This is a genomic window from Bradyrhizobium sp. SZCCHNS1022 (assembly GCF_032484835.1).
In the GTDB taxonomy this organism is placed as follows: domain Bacteria; phylum Pseudomonadota; class Alphaproteobacteria; order Rhizobiales; family Xanthobacteraceae; genus Bradyrhizobium.
The window spans coordinates 1,389,165-1,413,516 of sequence record NZ_JAUETT010000001.1; the positions used below are offsets into that span (position 1 = coordinate 1,389,165).

The window sequence follows — 24,352 nt, forward strand, 5'->3', positions numbered from 1 at the left end:
ATACGGAGGACTCCTCCGTTTATCAAGGGGGACCTCACAGGGGTTCATCAAGAGCTGGTGAGATGGCGACCAAATCACAAGAGCGGCCCCGGAAGCCGCGTGCCGATGCCCTCCGCAACCGCGAGCGCGTGCTGGAGGCGGCCAAGGTCGTGTTCTCGGCCGGTGGCGCGGACGCGAGCCTCGAGGCGGTGGCGCGGCAGGCCGGCGTCGGCATCGGCACGCTCTATCGGCATTTCCCGACCCGCGAGGATCTGTTCGAGGCGGTCTATCGCCGCGAGGTCGAGCAGCTCTCCGAGCTGGCTGAGCAATTGAAGAGCGAGCCCTCGGCGCTGGAGGCGCTGCGGCGCTGGCTGCGCTCGACCGTGCAATTCGTCGCCACCAAGAAAGGCATGATGGCGGCGCTCGCCATCGTCATGAATGCCAATTCCGAGCTCGCCGCCTATTCGCATGCGCATCTCATCGCTTCGATCGGCGCGTTGCTGTCGCGCGCGGTCGCGGCCGGCGAAGTCCGCGGCGACGTCACCGCCGACGACCTGCTCCGCGCCCTCATCGGCATGTGCTACATGCACGACCAGACCGGCTGGCATCAGAGCGTGCTGCGGCTGCTGGATGTGTTCGTGGATGGGTTGCGGGTGACGAGACCTGGAGCAACTCCATCAATTGATTGATGCTCGCCGATGTCGCCGGCGTTGTGCGCTATGATCTAGGAAGATGAAGCGGCCCTACCGCTTCGGCAAAATGGCTGCGCCTTTCGCCAGCGCGAATCCCCGGGGATGACGGCGCTCCAACGCGAGCCATTTTAGCCCCGCAGCCACTCCACCAGCGCCTGCGCGGTTTCCTCCGGCTGCTCCAGCTGCGGCAGGTGGCCGCAATTGTCGAGCACGACCAGCCAGCTGCCGGCGATCTCGTCGGCCATCTCGGTGGACAGACTGTTCGGGATCATGTCGTCGGTGTCGCTGGTCAGCACCAAGGTCGGGCAGCGGATTGCGGTCAGCGTGGGGCGAGAGTCCGGTCGTGCGATCATCGCGGTCTGCTGCCTGACGAAGCCGTCGACGCCGACATCGTCGGCCATATCGCGCACGAGCCTGCGCAAGCGTGCATCCTCGCGCCGCGACGGATGCACGAAATTCACGGCTAGCCCGTCGACGATGGCGTGATACTCGCCTTCCCTGGCGCGGGTGATCATGGTGCGGCGTCGCGCACCGGCTTCCGGCGCATCCGGCCGCGCCTGGGTGTTGATCAGCGCCAACTTGGCGACGCGCTCCGGAGCCTGGCGCATGATCTCGAAGGCGATGTAGCCGCCCATCGAATGGCCGGCGAGCGCGAAGCGCGGCGGCGCTTCTGACAGGATGCGGCGCGCGATCGCGCCCATGCTGTCGTCGCGGATGTGGTTGGCGATCATCACCGGCCCGTGCCGCCACAGCGCGGGAACAAGAGGCGCATAGATCCGGGGCGAGCAGATCAGCCCGGGCACCAGCACGATCGGCAAAGTTTCCGTCATCAGCCTCCCCCCCATGTGTGCGCGTTATTGATCCGGCCACGCCGGCGGCCTAGCCTTTGCCGCCACCTGCGATGCGGCGGTCTGCTACCTCAGTAACACTGCGTCATTGCGCGGACATTCTGCGGCACTATCGCCGGATGACCGGAGCGTATCACAGCCAAATCGGGAAACGCCATGCGCCATCTGCTTGTCCTGCTCGTCTTCGGTCTTGCCGCCTTGCAGCCCGCCGCCGCCGCCGAGCCATGGGAGATGCTGCCGCCGACGCCGCAGCCGGTTGCTACGCAGCGCGCCGGTCAGGCCGCCGTGAACGGCATCAAGATCTATTATCGTGTTTACGGCCAAGCGCCGCAGCAGGGCGGCACGCCGGTGATCCTGCTGCATGGCGGCCTGGCGAACGCCGATTATTGGGGGCATCAGGTCGAGGCGCTGGCGCCGCATCACATGGTGGTGGTGATGGACAGCCGCGGCCATGGCCGGAGCACCCGCGATGCGCGCGCTTACGGCTACGATCTGATGGCCGACGACGTCGTGGCGCTGATGGACGAGCTCAAGATCGCCAAGGCCGACATCGTCGGCTGGAGCGACGGCGGCATCATCGGCCTGGATCTCGCGCTTCGCCACAAGGACCGCGTCGGCAAGGTGTTCGCCTTCGCCGCCAATTCCGTCACCTCGGGCGTCAAGGACGGCGTCGAGAAGAATCCGACCTTCGCCGCCTTCATCGAGCGCGCCGGCCACGAATACCGGTCGAATTCCGCCACGCCGAATGCCTATGAGGATTTCGTCGCCCAGATCAGTAAGATGTGGGCGGAGCAGCCGAACTGGAGCGACGCGCAGCTGCAGTCGATCACTTCGCCGGTGTGGATCGTCGACGGCGACCATGACGAGGCGATCAAGCGCGAGCACACCGAATATCTCGCCGCCACGATCCCGCATGCGGGGCTGTTGATCCTGCCGAATACCAGCCACTTCGCCTTCCTGCAGGACCCGGAGCTGTTCAACGCCGCGATGCTGCGCTTCCTCGACGGCAAATAGCGCGACCGAAGGACGCGCCCGGCTCCGCATTACTACGGAGAGTGGTCCGTACTTAGCCAATTGTTAGTTGTCCAGGTCACATGTTCCAAACAAATGATAAACATGTGGTGGAAGCCGGACCTATGAAGATCGGTCAGTTGTTTGCGGTGTCGATGCTGTCGGTGACGGCGCTTGCCGTCGTGCCCGCGGCGGAGGTCGTGGTTGGGCAATATCGGATCCTGGCCGATAGGGCGGATGCCATCAAGACAGTCGAGGCGTTCGGGGCGGTTCTCCTGTTTGCGCAGAACATGGTGGGCAACCGGGCGCCCTACATCACCCCGTTGTTTGCGGAGGGGCCGGCCACCGAAGCGCAGCTGGCGGTGATCGCCAAGACCAGGCAGTCGACCGATGCGGCGTTGGCGAAGGCGCGAAGCGCCATTGCGGAGCTCGGCGACGGCAAGGCGGTTGGCCAGACTCTCGATCAGGCCGGAGCCAAATTCGCCGAGATCCGTGCCGCGACGGACGCCGCGCTCTCCCGTCCGCTGAGCGCCCGCGACCCGGCCGTGACCAAGGGCTTCCTGCCTGGCGTCGCCCAGGTCGCGGTGATGATCGAGCCGATTCTGAACCGCCTGCAAAATGATGTCGCCAACGCGGATGCCTCGCTCACGACGCTGCTCGACGTCTCGCGCACGGCTCAGGACTTGCGCGTCACGGCCGGTGGCCGCGCGGCCCTGCTGTCGCCTGCGCTGAGTGCTCACCGCCTGGTGACGCCGACGGAGAAGGCCACGATGGACCGCGGCCAGGGCCGCATCGAGACGGACCGCGACCGCATGGAAGCGGGCGTCCAGCAGCTCGGCGATCCGGCCGGCCTTGCGGCGGCGCTGAGGAACGCCAAGGAGTCCTATTTCGGGCAGGCGGGGCCGCTGATCGACAAGGAGATCGCGGCGGGGCTGAGCGACACCAATTATTCCATCACCGCCGAGCAGCTGGGTGAGCGGGTGGTTCCGGCGGTCGAAAAGTTCTTCGCGGTTCGGGATGCCGCGATCGCGGAAGCGCGCGACCGCGCCAGCGCCTCGCGCGACTCGGCGCGCGTGATGCTGGCCGTCGCCGCCGCGCTCGTGATTGCCTTGCTCGGGCTCCTGGTCGGCGTCACCATGCTGCTACGCCGCCGTGTGATCGCGCCGATCGTGAACCTGACCAAGGTGATCGGCGAGATGGCCCAAGGCCGCGACGATGTCGCGATCCCTGCGAGCGATCGCGACGACGAGATCGGAGCCATGGCAGGATCGCTGGAGACGTTCAGGGAAGCGCTGCTGGCGAACAAGGCCGCCGAAGCCGCGGCTGCGGCCGATGCGCAGGCCAAGATCGAGCGCGGCCAGCGCGTCGAGCGCTTCACGCGGGAGTTCGAGACCGCGATCGGCGAGGTCATCAGCGTGGTCTCGGAGGCCGCAGGCGAATTGGAGCGCTCCGCCGGCACGCTGACCGCCACCGCCGGACGCTCGCTGGAATTGGCGACCGTGGTCGCCGGCGCCTCCGAGGAGGCGTCGACCAACGTGCATTCGGTTGCTGCAGCGGCCGAGCAGATGACCTCCTCGGTCGACGAGATCAGCCGCCAGGTGCATGATTCCGCGCGCATCGCCGGCGAAGCCATGGAGCAGGCCCGCCGGACCACCGATCGCGTCGGCGAGCTCGCCAAGGCGGCGTCGCGGATCGGCGACGTCGTCGAGCTGATCAACGCGATCGCCGGCCAGACCAATCTCTTGGCGCTCAACGCCACCATCGAGGCGGCGCGCGCGGGCGAAGCCGGCCGCGGCTTTGCCGTGGTCGCCTCGGAGGTGAAGGCGCTCGCCGAGCAGACCGCGAAAGCGACCGGCGAGATCGGCCAGCAGATCGGCGGCATCCAGAGCGCGACGCAGGAGTCGGTGGGCTCGATCCAGGAGATCAGCGAGACCATCTCGCGCATGTCGGAGATCGCGTCCGCAATTGCCTCCGCAGTCGAAGAACAGAGCTCGGCGACGCGCGAGATCTCCCGCAACGTCCAGCAGGCCGCCCACGGCACCCAGGAGGTGTCCGCCAACGTCGCCGATGTCCGCAAGGGCGCCGACGAGACCGGCTCGGCCTCCTCGCAGGTGCTGTCGGCCGCGAAGTCGCTCGCCGGCCAGAGCAGCCGCCTGCGCAGCGAAGTCGCGCGCTTCCTGGATTCCGTCCGCGCGGCGTGACGGCAGAGGACGAGTAGTTGGGCAAAGCGACTTGTCCGTCGTAGCCCGGGGGCGAAGGCGGAAGCGCGCCCGCCGCCCAGCTACCAACTCAGTGTGGTAGGCTTCAATGTGATGCCCTTGGTCGGTGATCGCTGAATGGCATTCAGGCTCGGCATCATCTCCGATACGCACGGCCTGTTGAGGCCGGAGGCCGTGCATCGGCTCGCCGAGGTCGATCACATCATCCATGCCGGCGATATCGGCCGCCCAGATGTGTTGGACGGACTCCGCCGCATCGCGCCGGTCACGGCGATCAGGGGCAATGTCGATAGCGCCGAATGGGCCAGAGGCTATCCCGAGACGGCGACGGTGCAGCTTGAGGGCCGATCGTTCTATGTCCTGCACGATGTCAATGCCCTGAGCATCGACCCAGTCGCGCGCGGCATCGACGCGGTGATCTCCGGCCATTCACACAAGGTTCGCATCGAGACGATCGGCGGCGTGCTCTATCTCAACCCCGGCAGCGCCGGCCCGCGGCGCTTCCGCCTTCCCATCACGCTGGCGACGCTCGACCTCGGGCTGGGTGACCTGCAGCCGGTGATCCACGACCTCAGTGGTGGTTGAACGGATGAGTGCGGCGGTGCGCTCCCGTCGAGCACTGTCAGGCACTTCTCCTGCACTGCGGCACACTGGGTTTTGGCTGCGCGGAGGCTCGCGCCGGCTTGGAAAAGGCGCTACGATGGAAAACGTGATGTCAATTGAGCCCAGGGAGGCTCGTCATGAAATCACAAGCTGTCCCCTTCGAAAATCGCTGGACCAACGGTGAGCACGCCCGGCAGTGGCATCGCGAGCTCGAGCGGCTCGGCGTGCAGAATGTCAGGACGATGTTTTGCGAGCACGAAACGCATCATGGCGAGGAGTGCGCCGTCGTCTTCGATATCCCTGCGGGATTTGTGCGAGACTGGCTCGCCTTCCACGACCGCCAGACCGCGCGTCAGCAGCTCCTCTGGCGCGGCGGCGTCATTGCATTGGGCCTGATCGCCGCCTCAGGAGCCGTGCTCGGGCTTTTGAGATAGAGGCGCTTGACTGGCTTCGCCGGATTGCGCCCGCGAATATCCCGTTGCCGAGTTGAACGCAACTGATAGGCGCCAGTGGCGCGGTGACGGCTTAGTCGGAACTATAAACGTGTTCTTCTAATTGGAATGGCGGGGCAATAGGGGAGTAATTCTCGCAAGCTCGTTGCAGAACCGGTTTTGATGGCCGTTTCCCGGGAAAGGGAGCGAATAGACGGTAGCATTGCTTCCGGCTGCTCTGGCGGCTTCCGCAACAAAAGGCGCAATGCTTGTCATCAGAGATACAATCGCTTGTGGCTGATAGATGGCGATGCGATCACGTAGACTGCTTACCGCGTTCCGAAGCTCGGCTTTGCGCGCAGCGCCTTTGAGGCGGTCGACCGGCTTGGTTAGAACAAGGTCGTCGAGATACCAGCCGTAGGCCTTGAACCGCTCGAAGAAGTCCCGCGTGTCAGGTAGCGCAGTTTCGATTGCTCGCCGCGTGTACGTCAGCATCGCGTTATTTCCATTGTAGAAGAACTTGCCGCCCGTTGGGGCGGACTCGCCTACGAAAAGAGTCATGACTTTGGCCGGTCGATGGGAGAGTCGCGCGGCCTCTATCGCTTCGATCGCATCGGACATTTCGAGTTCACCCAAGTGATGGTCGCCGCCAATTCGCGCTTTGTTGAAGGCCCGTGATGACATTTCTCCTATGGCCCGACGCTCTAGGATCTACGGAGCCGTGTCTGCTCGGCTCCTATCATAGGGAGAAGACAAATGACCAAATTTAACTTGGTGTCGGTCGCGCTGATTGCGGCAGCCGTATTTGTAACTGAAGCCCAGGCGGCCCGCAGCAACAATGCCGCGGCACATCGTGCCATGAGCAAGACCCATGCTATCACGGATTGTGTGCGGGCTCCGAAAGCGGGCGCGTTTGCCTCGGATCCCTACACCGAACCTCCTTGCATGCCAAACACCATCAACTGAAAGCACAAGAAGTCGGGTTGGCGGAAATCCGCCAGCCCCGATCATGCGCAATCCGACTTTCGGTGACAGTGCACTCAACCGGATGGGTGAGCTAAGGTCGTATAAGGGCGGATCGGTGAGCGCACAGGTCACCAGTGCGTCTCATCCAGTGCCGCAGTGGAATTTAGTGGACTGGACCGTCGCCGGAATTGGATGCCACCCATAATGAGAGGGGAGTTGTCGTGTGTGCCGCTTTCGTCGATGTAAACTGTGATCAACATTGGTCTAAAGAACTAGCCCTCCTTACCGGCTCAGGCAGCTACGTTGTGCCTCTCTCTGAAGGAAGGTGCTTGCGTGGGTCCTGCGACCGCTGGCAGCGGGTGGGAGGCTGTGTCACTCAACAGCTGAATACCCATGATGCGGCGGCGCCCTTGCTCAGTCGTTCCCTGCGTTAGCTTGATTGCGAATGCTCGCAAGTCTTCGATGCGCCGGTCGATTTCCTTATCGAGGGATTGAAAGACCTGAGTCGCCGTGGTGTGACGAAATGCCTGCGACCAGCCTCTTACCGTCTTGTGAAGCAAGACCATTGCCTGATGATAGCCCTGTCCATTGGTCGGAGATTGTCCCATCGCCGCTAGGCTCATTTGCTTCTTGGCCTGTTCTACGATGACATCGCACCTCTTTCGGAACGCCTGAATGGCCGCTGCGGAAGGTTGCCGAGATGTGCCTGACACCCTGTAGCCAAGCACGTCGGTGCCGTCGTACACGTTGCCTTCATCGAACTTCCCTGCGCGTCGAGCGGCTTCGTCGGCATGATCGTAGACATCCATGCCTAATCGTGCGAGGTGCTCGCGTGCTGCGTTGTACGCCGCTCCGACCTTCGTGCGGGATGCACCCAGCATGATGAAGTCGTCAATGTAGCGGACGCAAACGATCCCGCGGCCATTCATCAGTTCGTCAAAGGACCGAAGGGCAACGTTTGCCGCAAGAGCAGACAGCGCCGACCCCTGAGCTACACCGACGTCTTCGTCGGGGAATAGCTTAAAGTGTTTGCGCTCCTCCAACTGTGCCCTGTTCCTCAAGTTCGTGGCTAGTGCCGACCTGAAGATGTCTACGAACTGCCGATCAGGTACCGCCTCAGCGATGAACGCATTCACGTCCGCGAGCGGAATGCGGGTGAAGAAGTTCTTGATGTCAGACCTCACAAACCAAGTTTTACCATTGCGGACCGCTTCATCAATCAAGGATAGTCCATGAGGAACGCCCCGATCTTTGATCCCGCCGACGCTGGTTCTTGTTTCCATGATCTGTCTGACCGCAGGAACACCTAGCCAAGCCTTTCGCGAGTTGTCGGATCCATAGCCTTGCAGCACTTCGAGGATAGCTCGACGTACGATCCGGTTCGCGATCGGAGCCATCACCACCGGGCGGAGACCTTTTCCTTTCCCCTTGGGGATGGTGATCCCCTCTTCTCCATCGAAGCGGAGCTTGCCGCTTCGGAGCCGCTTGCTGATTTGCTCGAGATTGCTCAACCACGCATCATCATAGCGCCTGATTGCGCTCACGGTGGTCTCGCTGGGCGATGTGAGCCCGCTCTGTTTCACAGCCGCCCACGATCGATGAAGAACCTCTCGGGACCTGAGCCTCTTGTAGAGATCGTCGGCCATCAACAAGCCTGTGGTGTGAGGGCCTATCGGTTCGCCCGCCCTCGGCCAGAGCTCTAAGTCCGATCCCCAAGGCTCCGAAGGCGCAGTGTGCATCCCTCGGGTGCGACCTGATCCGATGTAGCAACAGCCACCCGGACCTCACCCCCGGAACAACCGACGCTCAGATCGAGCCCGGCCCCCAGAAGCGAGTGGACTGGATGTTCCTACGATAACTGATTCGGTTCGCTACCACAATGGGTAGTGGCGATGGATATCGGTTAACCCTATATGCTGTGGGTACCTGCAGGGACTGCAAGTGGAAAAGCGCTGATTGCACCGAATGGAACCTTATACCGTGAGTCGTGCCGCAACCCGAGCTACCTGTGTTGCTGTCCACTGATTTCCTCGGCGCGGCGTGGGGGTGCGCCGCGCGTTGAGTGCACGTGCGATAGAGCTCCACGAGGTGATGCCATGTCGTTTCAACTCGCTGAAAATGGGACGAGGTCAGCGGCGCGATTGCGGGCTCTCGCTGCTTGCGCGTCGCGGCCCGCTTTGCGAGCAACCTGCGAAAGCCGAGCGCCACGGTCGCCGCCAAGCCTCACTCCACGCTTCTTCGCTTCCGCCAGGGCGGCCTTGGTTCGCTGCGAGATCATGTGCCGCTCTTCATCCGCCACCATCGCCATGATGCCTACAGTCAAATGATTTGCGTGCGGCATGTCCGCTGCTACGAAGTCAACGCCTGCTTTCTCCAAGCCCAGTAGGCAGTGCGCGTCACGGGACAGTCGATCCAGATTATAGTGACAGTGCACTCAACAGGATGGGTGAGCTAAGGTCGTATAAGGGCACATCGGTAAGTGCACAGGTCATCAGTCCCATTCAGCAGGCGGCAATGATGATGACGCTAGCCGAGGTAACGCGGGTATCTCCCGTCGGTTGCGGGAATAAGGCCGCTGCTGGATTGAGGAACAGCCACCATGACCCCAAATTCCTCTTTCGTTTTTTCAGAAATCATGCTATATCCCCCACATCCCGCCTCGGTGCGAGGGGCGTATCGCGGTCGTCACGAACGTGGAGGCGGGGAGCGGTGGCCGTGCGGGCGCGCAGCATTCTCTTGAATGCCGACGAGCGGGCTCGTGCGGACGGCGAAATCGTGTGGTCCTGACCTCCCGGTGCTGGGGTCAAGCTCGCGTGCTTCGACGCGCATGCGGGTGATGGGGGCAAGAGAGCCGGTCCCCAAGGAGAGCGCGTATAAGCCGTAAGCCCATCGCGCAGGGAAGGCCGGGTGTTTTCGGCCCAACCTGTGGTGACTGCCGCCTGCTTTTCTTTCTGCAGGCGGGCCACGGGCGCGGCCGGCGCCCGGCCTTCCCTGCGCCCTTGCGTTTTCGCGAGGGCGGTCGACCAGCAAAGCTCGGACGCGAAACGCGCCGCGAGACCGCGAAGCTGCGCGTTCGGCCAATTCAATGGATCATGAAGGGGAGGAGCCCTGGGTCCCATGGTGCTGCCGGACAGGATTGAACTGTCGACCTCTCCCTTACCAAGGGAGTGCTCTACCACTGAGCTACGGCAGCAGACGGGACATCGCGGGAATCGGCCCTCGAGGGCCGCGACCAAGCGCGGGCGGTTCTTGCCACAAGGTCTCCCCAGGTGCAAGCGCGGCGGCAGGGTGTCGAGGCCAAGAATGGGCCGACGGCGCACCAAATCGGTGAGAATCCTCGCCATGATGCACAAATGCCTGGGCCCGGGCTTGATCCAGGCCGGCGGGCGTCCGGTTGCGAGGCGGGACGGGGGGCTGCCTGTCTGCCGCAACCTCCCCATTAGGGCAGGAGACGCTGGCCGCGGTGGAACTTACCTGTGCCGGCGCTTGCGGGCCTGGTCTTTGCTTTGGCGCTTGCTCGGCTCTTCCTTGGCTTTTGACCGCGTGGCCCCAATTGTGCCTTGAAACGACGTGACGGGACGCTACCTGACGGTGCTTTACTTGACGGGACTTGGGCATGACGGACCAGAAGCAGAGTGGGGCAATTCCCGTGACAAGTCCGGTGAAGGGATCGCGGCAGGAGCGGTTGAAGCGGGCGCTGCGCGAGAATCTCAAGCGGCGCAAGGCGCAGACGCGCGAGCGCAAGCCCGACGACGCGGCGCCTGCGAGCCTTCATGACGCTGGATCGGATGATGCCACCGATCGCGGGCCGGACGGGTCCGCGGGCGGCGTGTGAACTCAGTGACGAAAAGGGGGAGAGCGATGACTGCGGAAAACGAATGGGACAGCGCCGCGGCGGGGCGTGCCGATCTCGCCAAGACAATGCCCCGCTTCGACCAGACCTTTCCGGAGCTGACGGCGCAGGAAATCGAACGGCTGCGCGGCTTCGGCGAGGTCAGGCGCTATCGTGACGGCGAGCAGCTGTTCGCGACCGGCAAGCCGGGGCCCGGCATGTTCGTGATCCTGTCCGGGCATGTCGCGATCACCCAGCGCGACGGCCTCGGCCGAATCACGCCGGTGATCGATCAGGGGCCGGGCCAGTTCCTGGGCGAGATCGCCCAGCTCTCCGGCCGCGCCGCGTTGGTCGATGGCCATGCCGAGGGCGACGTCGAGGTGATTCTGATCCCCCTGGAGCGGTTGCGTGCGCTTTTGATCGCCGAGGCCGAGCTTGGCGAGCGCATCATGCGCGCGCTGATCCTGCGCCGGGTCAATCTGATCCAGGGGGGCGCGGGCGGGCCGGTGATGATCGGGCCGCCGCAATCGGCGGCAACGGCGCGGCTGCAGAGCTTTCTCACCCGCAACGGCTTTCCGCATCATCTGCTCGATCCCGCCAGTGATCACGACGCCGCCGACCTGATCGCGCGCTATTCGCCGCGTCCGTCCGATCTGCCGCTGGTGGTGGTTGCCGACGGCAGCGTGCTGCGCAATCCGAGCGAGACCGAGCTGGCGCGTGCCATCGGCATGATCGGCGGGCCGCGCGGCGAGAAGGTCTACGATGTCGCGATCGTCGGCTGCGGGCCGGCGGGGCTCGCCACCGCGGTGTATGGCGCCTCTGAAGGCCTGTCGGTCGCCGTGCTGGATTCCCGCGCGTTCGGCGGCCAGGCCGGCGCCAGCGCGCGAATCGAGAACTATTTCGGCTTCCCGACCGGCATCACCGGGCTGGCGCTGACGGCGCGCGCCTTCAACCAGGCGCAGAAGTTCGGGGCCGAGATCATGATCCCGGTCTCGGTGACCTCGCTCGATTGCCAGCGCCAGAACGGCGCCTTCGTGCTCTCGCTCGATTGCGGCGACGAGGTGCGGGCGCGCTCGGTCGTGGTGGCGAGCGGGGCGCGCTACCGGCGGCCCGACATCGATCGCCTGAAGGAGTTCGAGGGCCGCGGTGTCTGGTATTGGGCCTCGCCGATCGAGGCGCGGCTGTGCTCGGGCCAGGAGGTCGCTCTCGTCGGTGCCGGCAATTCGGCGGGGCAGGCCGCCGTGTTCCTGTCCGGCCACGTCGACAAGGTGCGGATGATCATCCGCGGCGGCGGGCTCGCCGCCAGCATGTCGCGCTATCTGATCGAGCGCATCGAGGCGACGCCGAACATCGAGCTGATGTTCAACACCGAGATCGTGGCGCTCGATGGCGGCGCCGACACCGGACTGGAGCGCATCACCTGGAAGAGCAGGCTGTCGGCCGAGCAGACCACGGCCGACATCCGCAACCTCTTTCTGTTCGTCGGTGCCGATCCCGCCACCGGCTGGCTCGACGGCTGCGGCGTCACGCTGGATCGCGGCGGCTTCATCGTGACCGGCGCACAGTCGGAGCAGAATGCCGGACGCCTGGTGTCGTCCTTGGAGACCTCGGTTCCCGGGGTCTATGCGGTGGGGGACGTGAGGTCGGGGTCCGTCAAGCGCGTCGGCGGTGCGATCGGCGAGGGCGCGCAGGTCGTGGCGGCATTGCACGGGTTTCTCGCCGACAAGCTGACGCCGCCGGTCTGACGAGGAGGGGCTTATTTGTTGCACCGCTGTGGAACCTTCGCGGGTTCCGTGTGGCAATACCCATTTTCGCCATATCGATCCTGGCATTGTGGCGGGCTCGTCACGGGGGAGGAGCCTGCGCCATGATGCTCGGATTGAGCCTGTCCGCGTTCACCACGCTTCACGTCATCATCAGCCTGATCGCGATCGTGACGGGTCTTGCGGTTACGTTCGGCATGCTCGGCTCACGCCCGCTGCCGGCGCTGACCGCGACCTTTCTGTTGTTTACGATTCTGACCAGCGTCACCGGCTTCCTATTTCCGTTCACCGGGCTCTTGCTGTCGCACATCTTCGGCATCGTCTCGTTGGTGCTGCTCGCAGCCGCCTGCATCGCGCTCTATGGGATGAAGCTGAAGGGCCTGTGGCGGCCGATCTATCTCGTGACCGCGCTGCTCGCGCTCTATCTCAACATGGTGGTACTGGCGGTGCAGGGGTTCCTGAAAGTTCCCGCGCTGCATGCGCTCGCGCCCGGCAATCCGCCGGATGGCACCATCTTCCTGATCGTGCAGGGGGCGTTGCTGCTGTTTTTCGCCGGCCTGGTCGCGGGCATCCTGTTGCGCTTCCGGCCGAGGCCGCTCGTTGCCTAGCCGAGGAGCACGTTCCCCGGCCATTGCGAACTCATGAAATCGCCGTAATGTCGCGACTCTTGCCGGAACCCTCCCTTTCCTCCCGGCAGTCTCAGCAGGATCAGTATGGATCGCATTCGCATCATCGGCGGCAACCCGCTCAATGGCACCATCCCGATTTCGGGGGCGAAGAACGCCGCGCTGCCGTTGATGATCGCGGCTCTTTTGACCCCGGAGACGCTGATCCTGGACAATGTCCCGCGGCTCGCCGACGTCGCGCAGCTGCAGCGCATCCTCGGCAACCACGGCGTCGACATCACCGCGGTGGGCAAGCGGCACGGCGATGGCGAGTATCAGGGCCAGACCTTGCAGATCTCGGCCGGAGAGATCATCGACACCACGGCACCTTACGAATTGGTCTCGCGGATGCGGGCGAGCTTCTGGGTGATCGCCCCGCTGGTGGCCCGCATGCATGAGGCGCGGGTGTCCTTGCCCGGCGGTTGCGCCATCGGGACCCGGCCGGTGGATCTTTTGATCATGGCGCTGGAAAAGCTCGGCGCTCAGATCGAGATCGACGGCGGCTACGCGGTCGCCAAGGCACCCGGCGGCCTGCGCGGTGCCGAGATCGTATTCCCGAAGGTCACGGTGGGCGGCACCCATGTGGCGGTGATGGCAGCGGCCCTCGCCAGGGGGACGACCGTCATCAGCAATGCGGCCTGCGAGCCGGAGATCAAGGATCTTGCGGACTGTCTGAACAAGATGGGCGCGCGGATCGAAGGCGCCGGCACGCCGCGCATCGCGGTCGAGGGCGTCGAGGCGCTGCACGGCACCCGGCACAGCGTGCTGCCCGACCGGATCGAGGCCGGCACCTATGCGATCGCGACCGCCATGACCGGCGGCGATGTCCAGCTCGCCGGCGCCAGACCCGAATTGCTGCAGTCCGCGCTCGACGTGCTGGCGGAGGCCGGCGCCGAGATCACGGTCAACCGTGAAGGCATCCGCGTCACCCGCAACGGCGGCGGCATCCGGCCCGTTCAGGTGACGACCGCGCCGTTCCCGGGCTTTCCGACGGACCTGCAGGCCCAACTGATGGCCTTGATGGTGCGGGCGCAGGGGGCCTCGGCAATCACCGAGACCATCTTCGAAAACCGCTTCATGCACGTGCAGGAGCTCGCCCGCTTCGGCGCCAAGATCAGCCTCGACGGCGAGACTGCCCGGATCGAGGGGATTTCGACCCTGCGCGGGGCGCCGGTGATGGCGACCGATCTGCGGGCCTCCGTATCTCTTGTGATTGCGGGGCTTGCGGCGGAAGGCGAAACCATGGTCAATCGTGTCTACCATCTCGATCGCGGCTTCGAGCGGCTCGAAGAGAAGCTGCAGGCCTGCGGAGCGGCGATCGAGCGCATCCGCGACTGACGAATGAGGGTGGGATGCCGTGACCGACCGCCTCAAACTGATCGCGCTCGACGCCGATGATCTCGCGGTCATTTCCACCCATGTGCAGGATGCGCGGGTGCAGATCGCCGACATCATCTGGCGGCAGGCCGAGAAGCGGCTGGTCATCGGCATCAACCGGCTGGATTGGGAGCAGACGCTGTGCGGCCAGACCGAGCCGCGACGGCTGGTGGCGGCGCTGAGGTTCGACCGGGTGCTGGCCTGCAAGTCCCGCAAGATCGACCTCGAGACACCCGATGCCGTGCTGGAGCTGATCGGGATCGAATTCCATCCGACCGAGCCGCCCGGCGGCTGCGCGCTTCTGTTGTTCTCCCATGGCGGCGCGCTGCGGCTCGACGTCGAATGCCTGGAATGCGAGCTGACCGATCTCGGCCCGGATGAACTTGGTGCCGCCGATCCCGGCGAAGAGCCGGGGCCGGGCGGGAAGGGTTGACGGCCCGGCGCCGCCGCGCCATTGAGCAATGCTGGGTCGCACACCCAAAATCCTGCCGGAAAGCTCCAGAGATGCCCATCCGCCTGACCCGTAACAGCGCCGATTTCGACAAGAATTTCCGGCAGTTTCTCGCCGCCAAGCGCGAGGCCTCCGCCGACGTCGAAGCCGCCGCGCGCGTCATCGTCGATGACGTTGCCAGGCGTGGCGATGCGGCGCTGATCGAGGCGACGGCAAAGTTCGATCGGCTCGAACTGGATGCCTCGTCCCTCCGCGTCAGCCCTGCCGAGATCGCAGCGGCGGTGAAGGCTTGCGATTCCACCACGGTCGAGGCGCTCAAATTCGCCCGCGACCGCATCGAGGCCTTTCACCTCAAGCAGAAGCCGGCCGACCAGCGCTTCATCGACGCGGCCGGCGTCGAGCTCGGCTGGCGCTGGACCGCGATCGAATCGGCCGGCCTCTATGTGCCCGGCGGGACCGCCGCCTATCCGTCCTCCGTGCTGATGAACGCGGTGCCGGCCAAGGTCGCCGGCGTTGCGCGCCTCGTGATGGTGGTGCCGGCGCCGGACGGCAGGCTCAATCCGCTGGTGCTGGCGGCCGCCCAGCTCGGCGGTGTCTCCGAGATCTACCGCGTCGGCGGCGCGCAGGCGATCGCCGCGCTGGCCCATGGCACCGCGACCATCGCGCCGGTCGCCAAGATCGTCGGGCCCGGCAACGCCTATGTCGCGGCCGCCAAGCGGCTCGTGTTCGGCAAGGTCGGCATCGACATGATCGCCGGGCCCTCCGAGGTGCTGGTGATCGCCGACGACACCGGCAATGCCGACTGGATCGCCGCCGATCTGCTGGCGCAGGCCGAGCACGATGCCAGCGCGCAGTCGATCCTGATCACCGACAGCCGGCGGCTGGCGGATGACGTCGCCCGCGCCGTCGAAGGCCAGCTCAAGACCCTGCCGCGCGCCGCGATCGCCGGCGCCTCCTGGGCCGATTTCGGCGCCATCATCGAGGTCGATCATCTCGACCAGGCGGTGCCGCTGGCGGATGCCATCGCCGCCGAGCATCTGGAGATCATGACGCGCGACCCCGACGCCTTCGCCGCCAAGGTCCGCAACGCCGGCGCGATCTTCCTGGGCGCCCATACGCCGGAGGCGATCGGCGATTATGTCGGCGGCTCCAATCACGTGCTGCCGACCGCGCGGTCGGCGCGGTTCTCTTCCGGGCTCGGGGTGCTCGACTTCATGAAGCGCACCTCGCTGCTGAAATGCGGCCCCGACCAGCTGCGCGCGCTCGGACCGGCCGCGATGACGCTGGGCAAGGCGGAAGGGCTCGACGCCCATGCGCGCTCGGTGGGATTGCGCCTCAATCTGCCATGACCCAGAACCCGCCAGCCGACGATGCGACCAATCGGATCGTCGCGGTGACGCTCGACGAGGAGTCGATCGGCCGCTCCGGTCCGGACATCGAGCATGAGCGGGCGATCGCGATCTACGATCTCATCGAGCAGAACCTGTTCGCGCCGGAGGGCGCTTCCGGCACCGGGCCGTTCACGCTGCATCTCGGCATCACCTCGAACCGGCTGATGTTCGACATCCGGCGCGAGGACGGCACGCCGGTGGTCACGCACCTGTTGTCGCTGTCCCCGTTCCGGCGGATCGTGAAGGACTACTTCATGATCTGTGACAGCTACTACCAGGCGATCCGCACCGCGACCCCGGACAAGATCGAGGCGATCGACATGGGCCGGCGCGGCATCCATGACGAGGGCTCGCGCACCCTGCAGGAGCGACTCAAGGGCAAGGTGCGGATCGATTTCGAGACCGCGCGGCGGCTGTTCACGCTGATCACCGTCCTGCACTGGAAGGGCGAGGGCGGCTGATGCGCGCGATCCCGTATCTCGCGGCGGCCCTCCGGGCCGAAGGCCCGTAAGCGCATGGCGGAGGCTCCGCGTGCGCACCATCCGCAGGCGGTGCTGTTCGCCTGCGGCCAGAACAGCGTTCGTTCGCCGATGGCCGAGAGCCTGTTGCAGCACATGTTCCCCCAGGCCCTCTACGTCCGCTCCGCCGGCGTGAAGAAGGGCGAACTCGATCCGTTCGCGATCGCCGTGATGGCCGAGCTCGGCCAGGACATCTCGCACCATAAGCCCATGACGTTCGAGGAGCTGGAGGACTGGGAGGGGCTGAATTTCGACCTCATCATCACGCTGTCGCCGGAGGCGCATCACAAGGCGCTGGAGTTGACCCGCACGCTCGCCGCCGATGTCGAATATTGGCCGACGCCCGATCCGACCGGCGCTGAGGGCAATCGCGAGCAGAAGCTCGCCGCCTATCGCGAGGTCCTGGACGGTCTGCTGGCGCGGATCCGCAGGCGTTTCGCCCGGCCCGCCGGATTGTGATCGGCTGCGGCCGGTTCCACCCCGGCTGTCATCGAACCGAAACATCGACGTCGCGTCCCGCTCACGTTACCGTCTTAGACGGAACGTGAATCGCCTCATCTGCAGCGCCGGCGTCGGGTTGTGGAATGACAGCCCATCCGATAGGTTCCGCGCGCCTCATTCATCCGAACGAATCTGTTTAGCCCCTCACGCATGCTCGGCCGCCCCAAAATCGTTCTCGCATCCGGTTCGCCGCGGCGTCTGGCGCTGCTCAATCAGGCCGGCATCGAGCCCGACGCGCTGCGTCCGGCCGATGTCGACGAGACCCCGAAGCGCGGGGAGCTGCCGCGCGCCTGCGCCAACCGGCTGGCGCGGGTCAAGGCCGAGGCGGCGCTGAAATCGGTCCAGATCGACGACGAGTTGCGCGGCGCCTTCATCCTTGCCGCCGACACCGTGGTCGCGGTCGGCCGCCGCATTTTGCCCAAGGCCAATCTGGTCGACGAGGCCGCGCAATGCCTGCGGCTGCTGTCGGGCCGCAATCACCGCGTCTACACCGCGATCACCCTGGTGACGCCGCGCGAAGGCTTCCGCCAGCGCCTGGTCGAGACCCGCGTCCGCTTCAAGCGCCTCAGCGACGAGGACATTCAGGCCTATATCGGCTCCGGCGAGTGGCGCGGTAAGGCCGGCGGCTATGCCGTGCAGGGCATCGCCGGCTCCTTCGTGGTCAAGCTGGTCGGCTCCTACACCAATGTGGTGGGGCTGCCGCTCTATGAGACCGTGAGCCTGCTCGCCGGCGAGGGGTTCCCGATCCGCTTCGGCTGGCTCAACACGGTGGGCGTGTAAGCTGCCTTCCGGCAGGGATGGACCCGCGGGCCATCGTGCCTAGATAGAAGACGATGTCGAACGAATCGCACCTTCAGTCCAAGGGCGCCGTGAAGGCCTCCGCCAAGCCCGTCCGCCGCTGCCCGATCTGCTCCCGCCCGGCCGCCGACGACGTGCGCCCGTTCTGCTCGCCGCGCTGCCGTGACGTCGACCTGCACCGCTGGCTCGCCGGCGCCTACGTCATCCCGTCTCGGGAGGGCGAGGAGGACGACGTCGAATAGGCCAGCTTTTTCAGCCTCTTGTCTGCGCGGCGTGCCTTCGTCACGGAGCCGCCGGCCCGGTTCAGCGATGATCCCCGGCATGTGGAAACAATCCGTGCGCAGGCGGTAGACAGCGCCGTCCCGGCCCACTATAACCCGCCGGCTTGTCGGGCTTTTTCCGCCCCGGCGAGTTCGCCCAGGTAGCTCAGTTGGTAGAGCATGCGACTGAAAATCGCAGTGTCGGTGGTTCGATTCCGCCCCTGGGCACCACGCTTCGCCCGTTGGGCTACGCGTGGCGCGGCCACGCTCGACGCTCTCTTCGACCGCAAAGCGGTGAAGCTTACCCGGCGAAGCTCCCGAGCGAAGCCGGACCGCTCCGCATTCTGATTCAACTGTCAAACAGCCCCGAATTGATGGCCGCCGTCACTTCGGCTGTCATCGCCCGGTTCAACCTGGCGATCCAGTATCCCAGAGACCGCAGTCTTTGCCCGTGACGCCTCTCCGAGCGCCGTCATGGCGAGGCGCAACGCGCCGAAGCAATCCAGGGCCAGGCACGAGATGCTGGCAAGAGATTCTGGATTGCGTCGCTTCGCTCGCAATGACGGCGGCATAGGTCCACATCCTCGCGGCGCGATCGGCGTCCGAGCTCTGCATCAGGCCGCCCTTTCGAAAATCGAGAGGGCGCGGGGAAGGCCGGGCATCGGCTGATGCCCGTGGCCCCCGTGCGAACAAAAAGCACGGGGCAGGAACCACAGGTCCAGCCGGATGATCCGGCCTTCCCCGCGCGATGGGTTACGGCTTACTCCGTGCTCTCCCCGGGGATCGGCATTCTTGCCCCCGTCCGCGTGATGCGAGGCATCATCGCGTTGCGACAACGCGTGAAGCGTTGCGCAGAGCGCCAGCACCGAGGCGCCAGGACCACACGGCTTGACCGTCCGCGAAAGCCTGCGCGCGCGAACCGAACCGACGGACTTGGTACCCTCCCGTCGAAGCCTCGCGCGAAAGCCGATCGGCTCGTTCGTCGGCGTCATCAGACGCACATCGAGCCGTCGCGGCCACCGCTCCCCGCCTCACGTTCGTGACGATCGCGATCCGTCCCTCTGCTCGAGGCGGGATGCGCGAGAAGATGCAGGTGATTTGCCCGACGCAGCAAGGCGCACGGACTGCGACAGAGTGGCACGACGGGCAGTTTGCGCAGAGCTGGGATAGGTCGAGCAATGGAGTGCGTGCCTGGTCAGAGGATTGATTGAATGCACTGTGACCGTAATCCGCAGCCGACAGGTGGATGTGACCGATGCTGAAGCCTTTGATGCGCGATGTGCATGCACGGCGTGGCGTACTCGTCTGCATGGATGGCCATTCGGAAGCGGCAGTTATGCGAGAGGAGCAGGCAATCGACATCCGGCTCTTGAGTGAGATCGAGGTTTTGGAGATCGACCATGCGGCGATCCCTGTCCGCATTGTCGAGACGAGAAGCGCAAGCGGGAGGCGGCCGCTCGCCGAGGCGCCCGTATGTCCGAGCAACTCACTCGAAAACACAGGTTGAAATTTGGTAGTTTTTTCTTGGCGGAGAATCATGCGCTCATTAAACTCTCCAGTTGTGGGGCCTCTGCGGGATGTCGAGCTCGGTTGCAGGAGGAGCGAGGTAACGGCGGACTAATGCCGTGACGCTACCGTCTGTGTGCCGCGTCGGCGACCAATCCATTTCGATCGGACAAGCCGGAGCCGGAGGCGTTCGTTCTGCCACGGTTAAGCGGAGGAAAGACACGGAGTTTGTGGTGAATAGTAGTGACCTCGCCGAGAAGAAGAACGCCGCGAAGAGGGCGCGTCGCAAGAGCCATCCGAAGATCGTCGCTATAGATTTGTTTTGCGGAGCTGGAGGTCTTACCAACGGGCTTGCAAAAGCTGGGGTCGACGTTCGTCTAGGGGTCGATATTGATCCTGCGTGCGAGTATCCTTATACCGCCAACAACGACAGTAAGTTCTTGCTCAAATCTGTCGTCGATCTTTCGGCCGAGGATGTCGACGTCGGTGGCGGACCTTCCTTAAAGCTATTGGCGGGTTGTGCTCCCTGTCAGCCATTCTCAAGCTATCACCAGAAGGCAACTACCGCAGATCAGCGCTGGAATCTCCTGAATCACTTTGGCCGTTTGGCCGAAGAGGTTCAGCCGGATCTCATTACGATGGAGAACGTACCCAACCTCGCCAAGCAAGAAGTGTTCAGCCAATTCGTCAGCCGCCTGAAAAAGGAAGGGTTTCACGTCTCACATGAGGTGATCGATTGCTGCGAGTTCGGTGTTCCGCAAACAAGACGTCGACTCGTGCTGCTCGCATCGAAACTCGGTCCCATAAGCCTCATAAAAGAGCGGAAACGAAAAGTCAGGACCGTCAGGCAGGCAATCTCCAAGCTGCCGCGTTTGAAAGCGGGGCAAGCCTCTGAGCACGACCCTCTGCATCAGGCTTCCAAGTTGTCGGAATTGAATCTGAAGCGCATCCAGGCTTCAAAGCCGGGTGGATCATGGCGTGATTGGGATGATGACCTTATTGCGCGTTGCCACAAGCGCAAGACGGGTAAGTCGTATCCCGGCGTATATGGTAGAATGTCCTGGAACGAACCAGCGCCCACCATAACAACCCAATATTTTGGATTCGGGAATGGACGCTTCGGTCATCCCTCGCAGGATCGCGCCATTTCGATCCGCGAGGGTGCAATACTTCAGAGCTTTCCAAAGGGATATCGGTTCGTAAAATCCGGAGATCCTATATACCTGAAGACGATAGGACGGCTGATCGGGAACGCCGTGCCCGTAAAGCTTGCCGAAGCGATCGGCGAAACATTGATCGCGCACAGTGCGAAATACGCACGCAGTAGATCGAAGAAGAATTCGAAATTGGCGAAGGCATGAGATGGCCCCGAGAAACAATTTCAACTTCGAAATATCCCTCAGTGTTCTAAATCACCTGGGGCGAAATCTTTATCGCAATTCCATCACGGTGTTGGGCGAAGCGATTTCGAATTCGTGGGACGCGGATGCCAAGAACGTTTGGATCGCTATCGATCATCATAGCGGATCATTCACTATCAAAGACGACGGCACTGGTATGGATGCTAGGGACTTCCAGGGTAAGTTCCTGAAGATCGGGTACACCAAACGGGCCAATGGAAAAATGCAAACACCGGGCAAACGCCCATTCATCGGCGCGAAGGGCATCGGGAAGTTGGCGCTTCTATCGTGTGCAGATCGGATCACGATTTTCTCGAAAAAGAAGGGCAAGGCCTATGTCGGAGGTACGATTGACAATTCGGGTCTCGACAAAGCTATCACGCACGATCTGACGCCAGATCAATACCCTCTTGAAATGCCGGACACAAAGCTACTCGCTGCGCTGTCGAAGGACCACGAATCCGGCACCATCATAATTTTTCAAGGCACCAAAGAGCAAATCAGGAGTTCCGTCGACCACATTCGGAAGATGCTCGCCCTGTATTTCCGCTTTTCGATTTTGGACGAGGGCTTCTCGATCTACGTCAATGACGACAAAGTTGGGTTAAACGATCTAACGGACCTTCTCGATTCGACAGAGTTCGCGTGGATTATCAACAAATACGAAGATGAATTCATAACGTCGCTTCCTCGGCTAAAAAGCAAACCGATCGCACTTGCGACCGCGCTAGGTGTTCGCGGTTTCATCGCCACGGTTGAAAAGCCGCGGAACTTGAAGATAACGGGTACGGAGGAGCGGGCGACCTTAGACCTTTTTGTGAATGGCCGATTGCGCGAAAAGAATATCCTTCGGCACATACCGTCGCAAAGGATTATCGAAAGTTATCTGTATGGGCAAATTCATTTCGACAAGATGGACAAGAAGGGGAGCGACCCCTTCACCAGCAGCCGCGAAGGCATTGTGGAGGGCGACAAGAATTTTGCCGCACTCCTGAAATACCTGAAAGAAAAGGCGCTCCCCAAAATCTTCGACACGTGGGACGATCTTCGTCTGAAACGGGGTGAAGAAGGCGACGACGAAAATTCTCGCAAATCGAAGAAAGAGCGGAAAGCGCGCGATCTTTATAACATTGCAAGCGGAGAATATTCTCCAGACGCGTCCTCCCCTCGAAGAGATGTTGTCGATGGCTGGCTCGACCAGCTTCGGGATGACGCCGAGTTCAATATCGGCGCCTACGTTGATTGCTTTCTATCGGAAAATTTGGCTCGTCGTTACATTGCAGAGAGAACGCTCCCATTGAGCCAACGCACAAAGTCAGAGGCCGACCAATGGCGCGAAAGAGAGGCAGCAAAAAAGACAAAGGCCAATTTGAGTTATGGTATTCGCAAGAACGACAAAGACATTGACTATCTCGGCATGGACGACTTGGCCTTTACCGTCGAAGGGAAGAAAGGTAACGCCGGAGAAAAGTCTCTCACGCTTGATGCCATCGAATACGCGCCTGTCAGGAATGTCGTCGGCCATACCGGGCTCTTGACCGCCAATGGAAAGTCGTTGCTCAGCCTTAAGCACGAAAACATCAAAGCTCGCATCAAAACGTTGGTGGCGGAGAATCTCCCAGCAAAGAAGAAGGGTAACGCAAAAAAGGGCGCGCCTCCGAAGTAGCCAGATTAGCCGATGACATTGCCTGGGGCGATGAAAGCGAAAAAAGCTCTCGATACGATCGATCCGCAGAGAAGCGCTCTAATGGCGCGCGTGCGGCAACGTCATTCGGCTCCAGAGCAGGCGGTGCGCCGAATTCTTCGGTCGCTTGAAATCCCATATCGACTTCATCGAAAATCGTTGCCAGGCACGCCGGATATTGTCTTGCCGGACCGAAAATGTGTGATTTTCGTCCACGGATGTTTCTGGCACCGCCATACATCCTGCTCCAAGGCGACAATGCCTAAATCTCGCATTTCATTCTGGGCCGATAAATTCGAGAAGAATGTTGCACGGGACCGACGAAATGCAAGAGCTATCAGGAAGCTCGGTTGGAAAGTCGTGACAGTGTGGGAGTGTCAATGCAAGCACCCCGAGAAGCTATCCAAGCGGTTGAAGCGCTCCCTTAGTCTTTGATTTCGCGAATGCCCCCGCGTTATGACCGGGGATTGAACGTAAAGAGCGCAGGTTAACCGGCTGGATCACCAGGGTCGGATACACGAAGCGCTGCCCGGCGGCCCCCTACGCTAGCGCCAATCCGCCCGCACAGCTGCGTTTACTCCGCCTTTGACTCCAGGTTGCCGAGGTGATCATCTTCTCCCGATACGGGAGAATCGGAATCAAGCAATTCACACATGTCGAGGGGAGGGCGACCATGAACGGCAACGGCAACAAGCTTGTGGCGGAGGCGATCGGGACGTTCTGGCTGACGTTCGGCGGATGCGGCAGTGCGGTGATCGCGGCCGGAGTGCCCGATGTGGGAATCGGAATGCTCGGCGTGGCCCTGGCGTTCGGTCTCACCGTGCTGACGATGGCCTATGCGATCGGGCACATCTCCGGCTGCCATCTCAATCCGGCGGTGACGGTGGGGCTGGCCTGCGGCGGGCGGTTTCCGACCGGCCTGATCGTGCCTTACATCATCGCGCAGCTCATCGGCGCGATCGTTGCCGCTGCCGTGCTGTATGCGATCGCCAGCGGTGCGCCCGATTTCAGCCTTGCCGACGGCTTTGCCGCCAATGGCTATGCCGATCATTCGCCGGGCAGATATGGGCTCGGTGCCTGCCTGCTCAGCGAGTTCGTGCTGACGATGATGTTCCTGTTCGTCATCATGGGCTCGACGCACGGCAAGGCGCCGGCCGGATTCGCGCCGATCGCCATCGGCCTGGCGCTGACGCTCATTCACCTGATCAGCATCCGCGTCACCAACACCTCGGTGAACCCGGCGCGCAGCACCGGGCCGGCGCTGTTCGTCGGCGGCTGGGCACTGGCGCAACTCTGGCTGTTCTGGGTGGCGCCGCTGCTCGGCGGCGCCGCCGGCGGCTTCATCTATCGCTGGCTGAGCCCGGAGCCCGCCGGCGAGGTGATCGGAGAGAGCAAGATCCAGAAGGTCGCGTAAGCGCTTTCTCGCCCGACAGGCTGCGGGGCCATCGCATATGGCT

Annotated in this window: 25 protein-coding genes and 2 tRNA genes; 22 read left to right on the forward strand and 5 right to left on the reverse strand. The window is 63.3% G+C overall.

Annotated elements, in window-relative coordinates; genetic code table 11:
• Positions 1-62 precede the first annotated feature (62 nt).
• Positions 63-668 (forward strand): TetR/AcrR family transcriptional regulator, encoded by a 606-nt coding sequence (locus QX071_RS06255; RefSeq protein ID WP_315701757.1) that lies wholly within the window; start codon positions 63-65, stop codon positions 666-668.
• A gap of 131 nt (positions 669-799) precedes the next feature.
• Here the strand turns inward: QX071_RS06255 and QX071_RS06260 are convergent, their stop codons facing one another.
• Positions 800-1,501 (reverse strand): alpha/beta fold hydrolase, encoded by a 702-nt coding sequence (locus tag QX071_RS06260; protein ID WP_315701756.1) that lies wholly within the window; start codon positions 1,499-1,501, stop codon positions 800-802.
• Between the two features lie 174 nt (positions 1,502-1,675).
• Between QX071_RS06260 and QX071_RS06265 the strand changes: the two genes are divergently transcribed.
• The 4 genes from QX071_RS06265 (at position 1,676) to QX071_RS06280 (ending at position 5,786) form a co-directional block, all read left to right on the forward strand.
• Complete coding sequence (locus tag QX071_RS06265) at positions 1,676-2,533, forward strand: alpha/beta hydrolase (protein ID WP_315701755.1); 858 nt, start codon at positions 1,676-1,678, stop codon at positions 2,531-2,533.
• Positions 2,534-2,655: 122 nt separating this feature from the next.
• A complete protein-coding gene (locus QX071_RS06270; protein ID WP_315701754.1) occupies positions 2,656-4,731 on the forward strand; it encodes a HAMP domain-containing methyl-accepting chemotaxis protein in 2,076 nt (691 codons plus the stop codon).
• A 135-nt stretch (positions 4,732-4,866) separates the two neighbouring features.
• Positions 4,867-5,334, forward strand: a complete 468-nt coding sequence (locus tag QX071_RS06275; RefSeq protein WP_315701753.1) for a metallophosphoesterase family protein — start codon at positions 4,867-4,869, stop codon at positions 5,332-5,334.
• Positions 5,335-5,489: 155 nt separating this feature from the next.
• A complete protein-coding gene (locus tag QX071_RS06280; protein WP_315701752.1) occupies positions 5,490-5,786 on the forward strand; it encodes a hypothetical protein in 297 nt (98 codons plus the stop codon).
• A 117-nt stretch (positions 5,787-5,903) separates the two neighbouring features.
• On the opposite strand, the gene QX071_RS06285 is transcribed toward QX071_RS06280, so the two are convergent.
• Positions 5,904-6,404 (reverse strand): hypothetical protein, encoded by a 501-nt coding sequence (locus tag QX071_RS06285; RefSeq protein ID WP_315728917.1) that lies wholly within the window; start codon positions 6,402-6,404, stop codon positions 5,904-5,906.
• 135 nt (positions 6,405-6,539) lie between these two features.
• On the opposite strand from QX071_RS06285, the gene QX071_RS06290 reads away from it, so the two are divergent.
• Positions 6,540-6,749 carry a hypothetical protein gene (locus QX071_RS06290; protein WP_315701750.1) on the forward strand — a complete coding sequence of 70 codons (210 nt, stop codon included), beginning with the start codon at positions 6,540-6,542 and terminating at the stop codon, positions 6,747-6,749.
• Positions 6,750-7,039: 290 nt separating this feature from the next.
• On the opposite strand, the gene QX071_RS06295 is transcribed toward QX071_RS06290, so the two are convergent.
• The 3 genes from QX071_RS06295 to QX071_RS06305 all read right to left on the reverse strand — a co-directional run bounded on the left by QX071_RS06295 (position 7,040) and on the right by QX071_RS06305 (position 9,942).
• A complete protein-coding gene (locus QX071_RS06295) occupies positions 7,040-8,293 on the reverse strand; it encodes a reverse transcriptase domain-containing protein (RefSeq protein WP_315701749.1) in 1,254 nt (417 codons plus the stop codon).
• Positions 8,294-8,853: 560 nt separating this feature from the next.
• Positions 8,854-9,183 carry a recombinase family protein gene (locus QX071_RS06300; protein ID WP_315701748.1) on the reverse strand — a complete coding sequence of 110 codons (330 nt, stop codon included), beginning with the start codon at positions 9,181-9,183 and terminating at the stop codon, positions 8,854-8,856.
• Positions 9,184-9,867: 684 nt separating this feature from the next.
• A tRNA-Thr gene (locus QX071_RS06305) sits at positions 9,868-9,942 on the reverse strand.
• 423 nt (positions 9,943-10,365) lie between these two features.
• Here QX071_RS06305 and QX071_RS06310 point away from each other — a divergent pair.
• From QX071_RS06310 to aqpZ, 16 genes are all read left to right on the forward strand, one after another.
• A complete protein-coding gene (locus QX071_RS06310; RefSeq protein ID WP_315701747.1) occupies positions 10,366-10,584 on the forward strand; it encodes a hypothetical protein in 219 nt (72 codons plus the stop codon).
• A gap of 26 nt (positions 10,585-10,610) precedes the next feature.
• Positions 10,611-12,326, forward strand: a complete 1,716-nt coding sequence (locus tag QX071_RS06315) for an FAD-dependent oxidoreductase (protein ID WP_315701746.1) — start codon at positions 10,611-10,613, stop codon at positions 12,324-12,326.
• A gap of 122 nt (positions 12,327-12,448) precedes the next feature.
• The gene (locus QX071_RS06320) at positions 12,449-12,952 is read left to right on the forward strand and encodes a hypothetical protein (protein WP_315701745.1); all 504 of its coding nucleotides are present in this window, start codon (positions 12,449-12,451) and stop codon (positions 12,950-12,952) included.
• 105 nt (positions 12,953-13,057) lie between these two features.
• Positions 13,058-14,347 carry a UDP-N-acetylglucosamine 1-carboxyvinyltransferase gene (gene murA, locus QX071_RS06325; protein WP_315701744.1) on the forward strand — a complete coding sequence of 430 codons (1,290 nt, stop codon included), beginning with the start codon at positions 13,058-13,060 and terminating at the stop codon, positions 14,345-14,347.
• A 19-nt stretch (positions 14,348-14,366) separates the two neighbouring features.
• Entirely contained in the window at positions 14,367-14,819 is a 453-nt protein-coding gene (locus tag QX071_RS06330; RefSeq protein WP_315701743.1) for a DUF2948 family protein, read from the forward strand.
• Positions 14,820-14,890: 71 nt separating this feature from the next.
• Positions 14,891-16,186, forward strand: a complete 1,296-nt coding sequence (hisD, locus tag QX071_RS06335; RefSeq protein ID WP_315701742.1) for a histidinol dehydrogenase — start codon at positions 14,891-14,893, stop codon at positions 16,184-16,186.
• Positions 16,183-16,689: a UPF0262 family protein gene (locus QX071_RS06340; RefSeq protein ID WP_315701741.1), complete on the forward strand. Its 507-nt coding sequence runs from the start codon at positions 16,183-16,185 to the stop codon at positions 16,687-16,689. Before hisD ends, QX071_RS06340 begins: the two co-directional genes overlap by 4 nt.
• A gap of 54 nt (positions 16,690-16,743) precedes the next feature.
• Positions 16,744-17,205 carry an arsenate reductase ArsC gene (locus tag QX071_RS06345; RefSeq protein WP_315701740.1) on the forward strand — a complete coding sequence of 154 codons (462 nt, stop codon included), beginning with the start codon at positions 16,744-16,746 and terminating at the stop codon, positions 17,203-17,205.
• Between the two features lie 192 nt (positions 17,206-17,397).
• Positions 17,398-18,027, forward strand: a complete 630-nt coding sequence (locus QX071_RS06350; protein WP_315701739.1) for a Maf-like protein — start codon at positions 17,398-17,400, stop codon at positions 18,025-18,027.
• A gap of 53 nt (positions 18,028-18,080) precedes the next feature.
• A complete protein-coding gene (gene yacG, locus QX071_RS06355; RefSeq protein WP_315701738.1) occupies positions 18,081-18,287 on the forward strand; it encodes a DNA gyrase inhibitor YacG in 207 nt (68 codons plus the stop codon).
• Between the two features lie 173 nt (positions 18,288-18,460).
• Positions 18,461-18,536: transfer RNA gene (locus QX071_RS06360), tRNA-Phe, on the forward strand.
• Positions 18,537-19,560: 1,024 nt separating this feature from the next.
• Positions 19,561-19,812 carry a hypothetical protein gene (locus QX071_RS06365; protein ID WP_315701737.1) on the forward strand — a complete coding sequence of 84 codons (252 nt, stop codon included), beginning with the start codon at positions 19,561-19,563 and terminating at the stop codon, positions 19,810-19,812.
• Between the two features lie 232 nt (positions 19,813-20,044).
• Entirely contained in the window at positions 20,045-21,172 is a 1,128-nt protein-coding gene (locus tag QX071_RS06370; protein WP_315701736.1) for a DNA cytosine methyltransferase, read from the forward strand.
• 1 nt (position 21,173) lies between these two features.
• Positions 21,174-22,877 carry an ATP-binding protein gene (locus tag QX071_RS06375; protein ID WP_315701735.1) on the forward strand — a complete coding sequence of 568 codons (1,704 nt, stop codon included), beginning with the start codon at positions 21,174-21,176 and terminating at the stop codon, positions 22,875-22,877.
• A 30-nt stretch (positions 22,878-22,907) separates the two neighbouring features.
• Positions 22,908-23,330: a DNA mismatch endonuclease Vsr gene (locus QX071_RS06380; RefSeq protein ID WP_315759776.1), complete on the forward strand. Its 423-nt coding sequence runs from the start codon at positions 22,908-22,910 to the stop codon at positions 23,328-23,330.
• A gap of 238 nt (positions 23,331-23,568) precedes the next feature.
• Positions 23,569-24,309, forward strand: a complete 741-nt coding sequence (gene aqpZ, locus QX071_RS06385; RefSeq protein WP_315701733.1) for an aquaporin Z — start codon at positions 23,569-23,571, stop codon at positions 24,307-24,309.
• Positions 24,310-24,352: the final 43 nt, after the last annotated feature.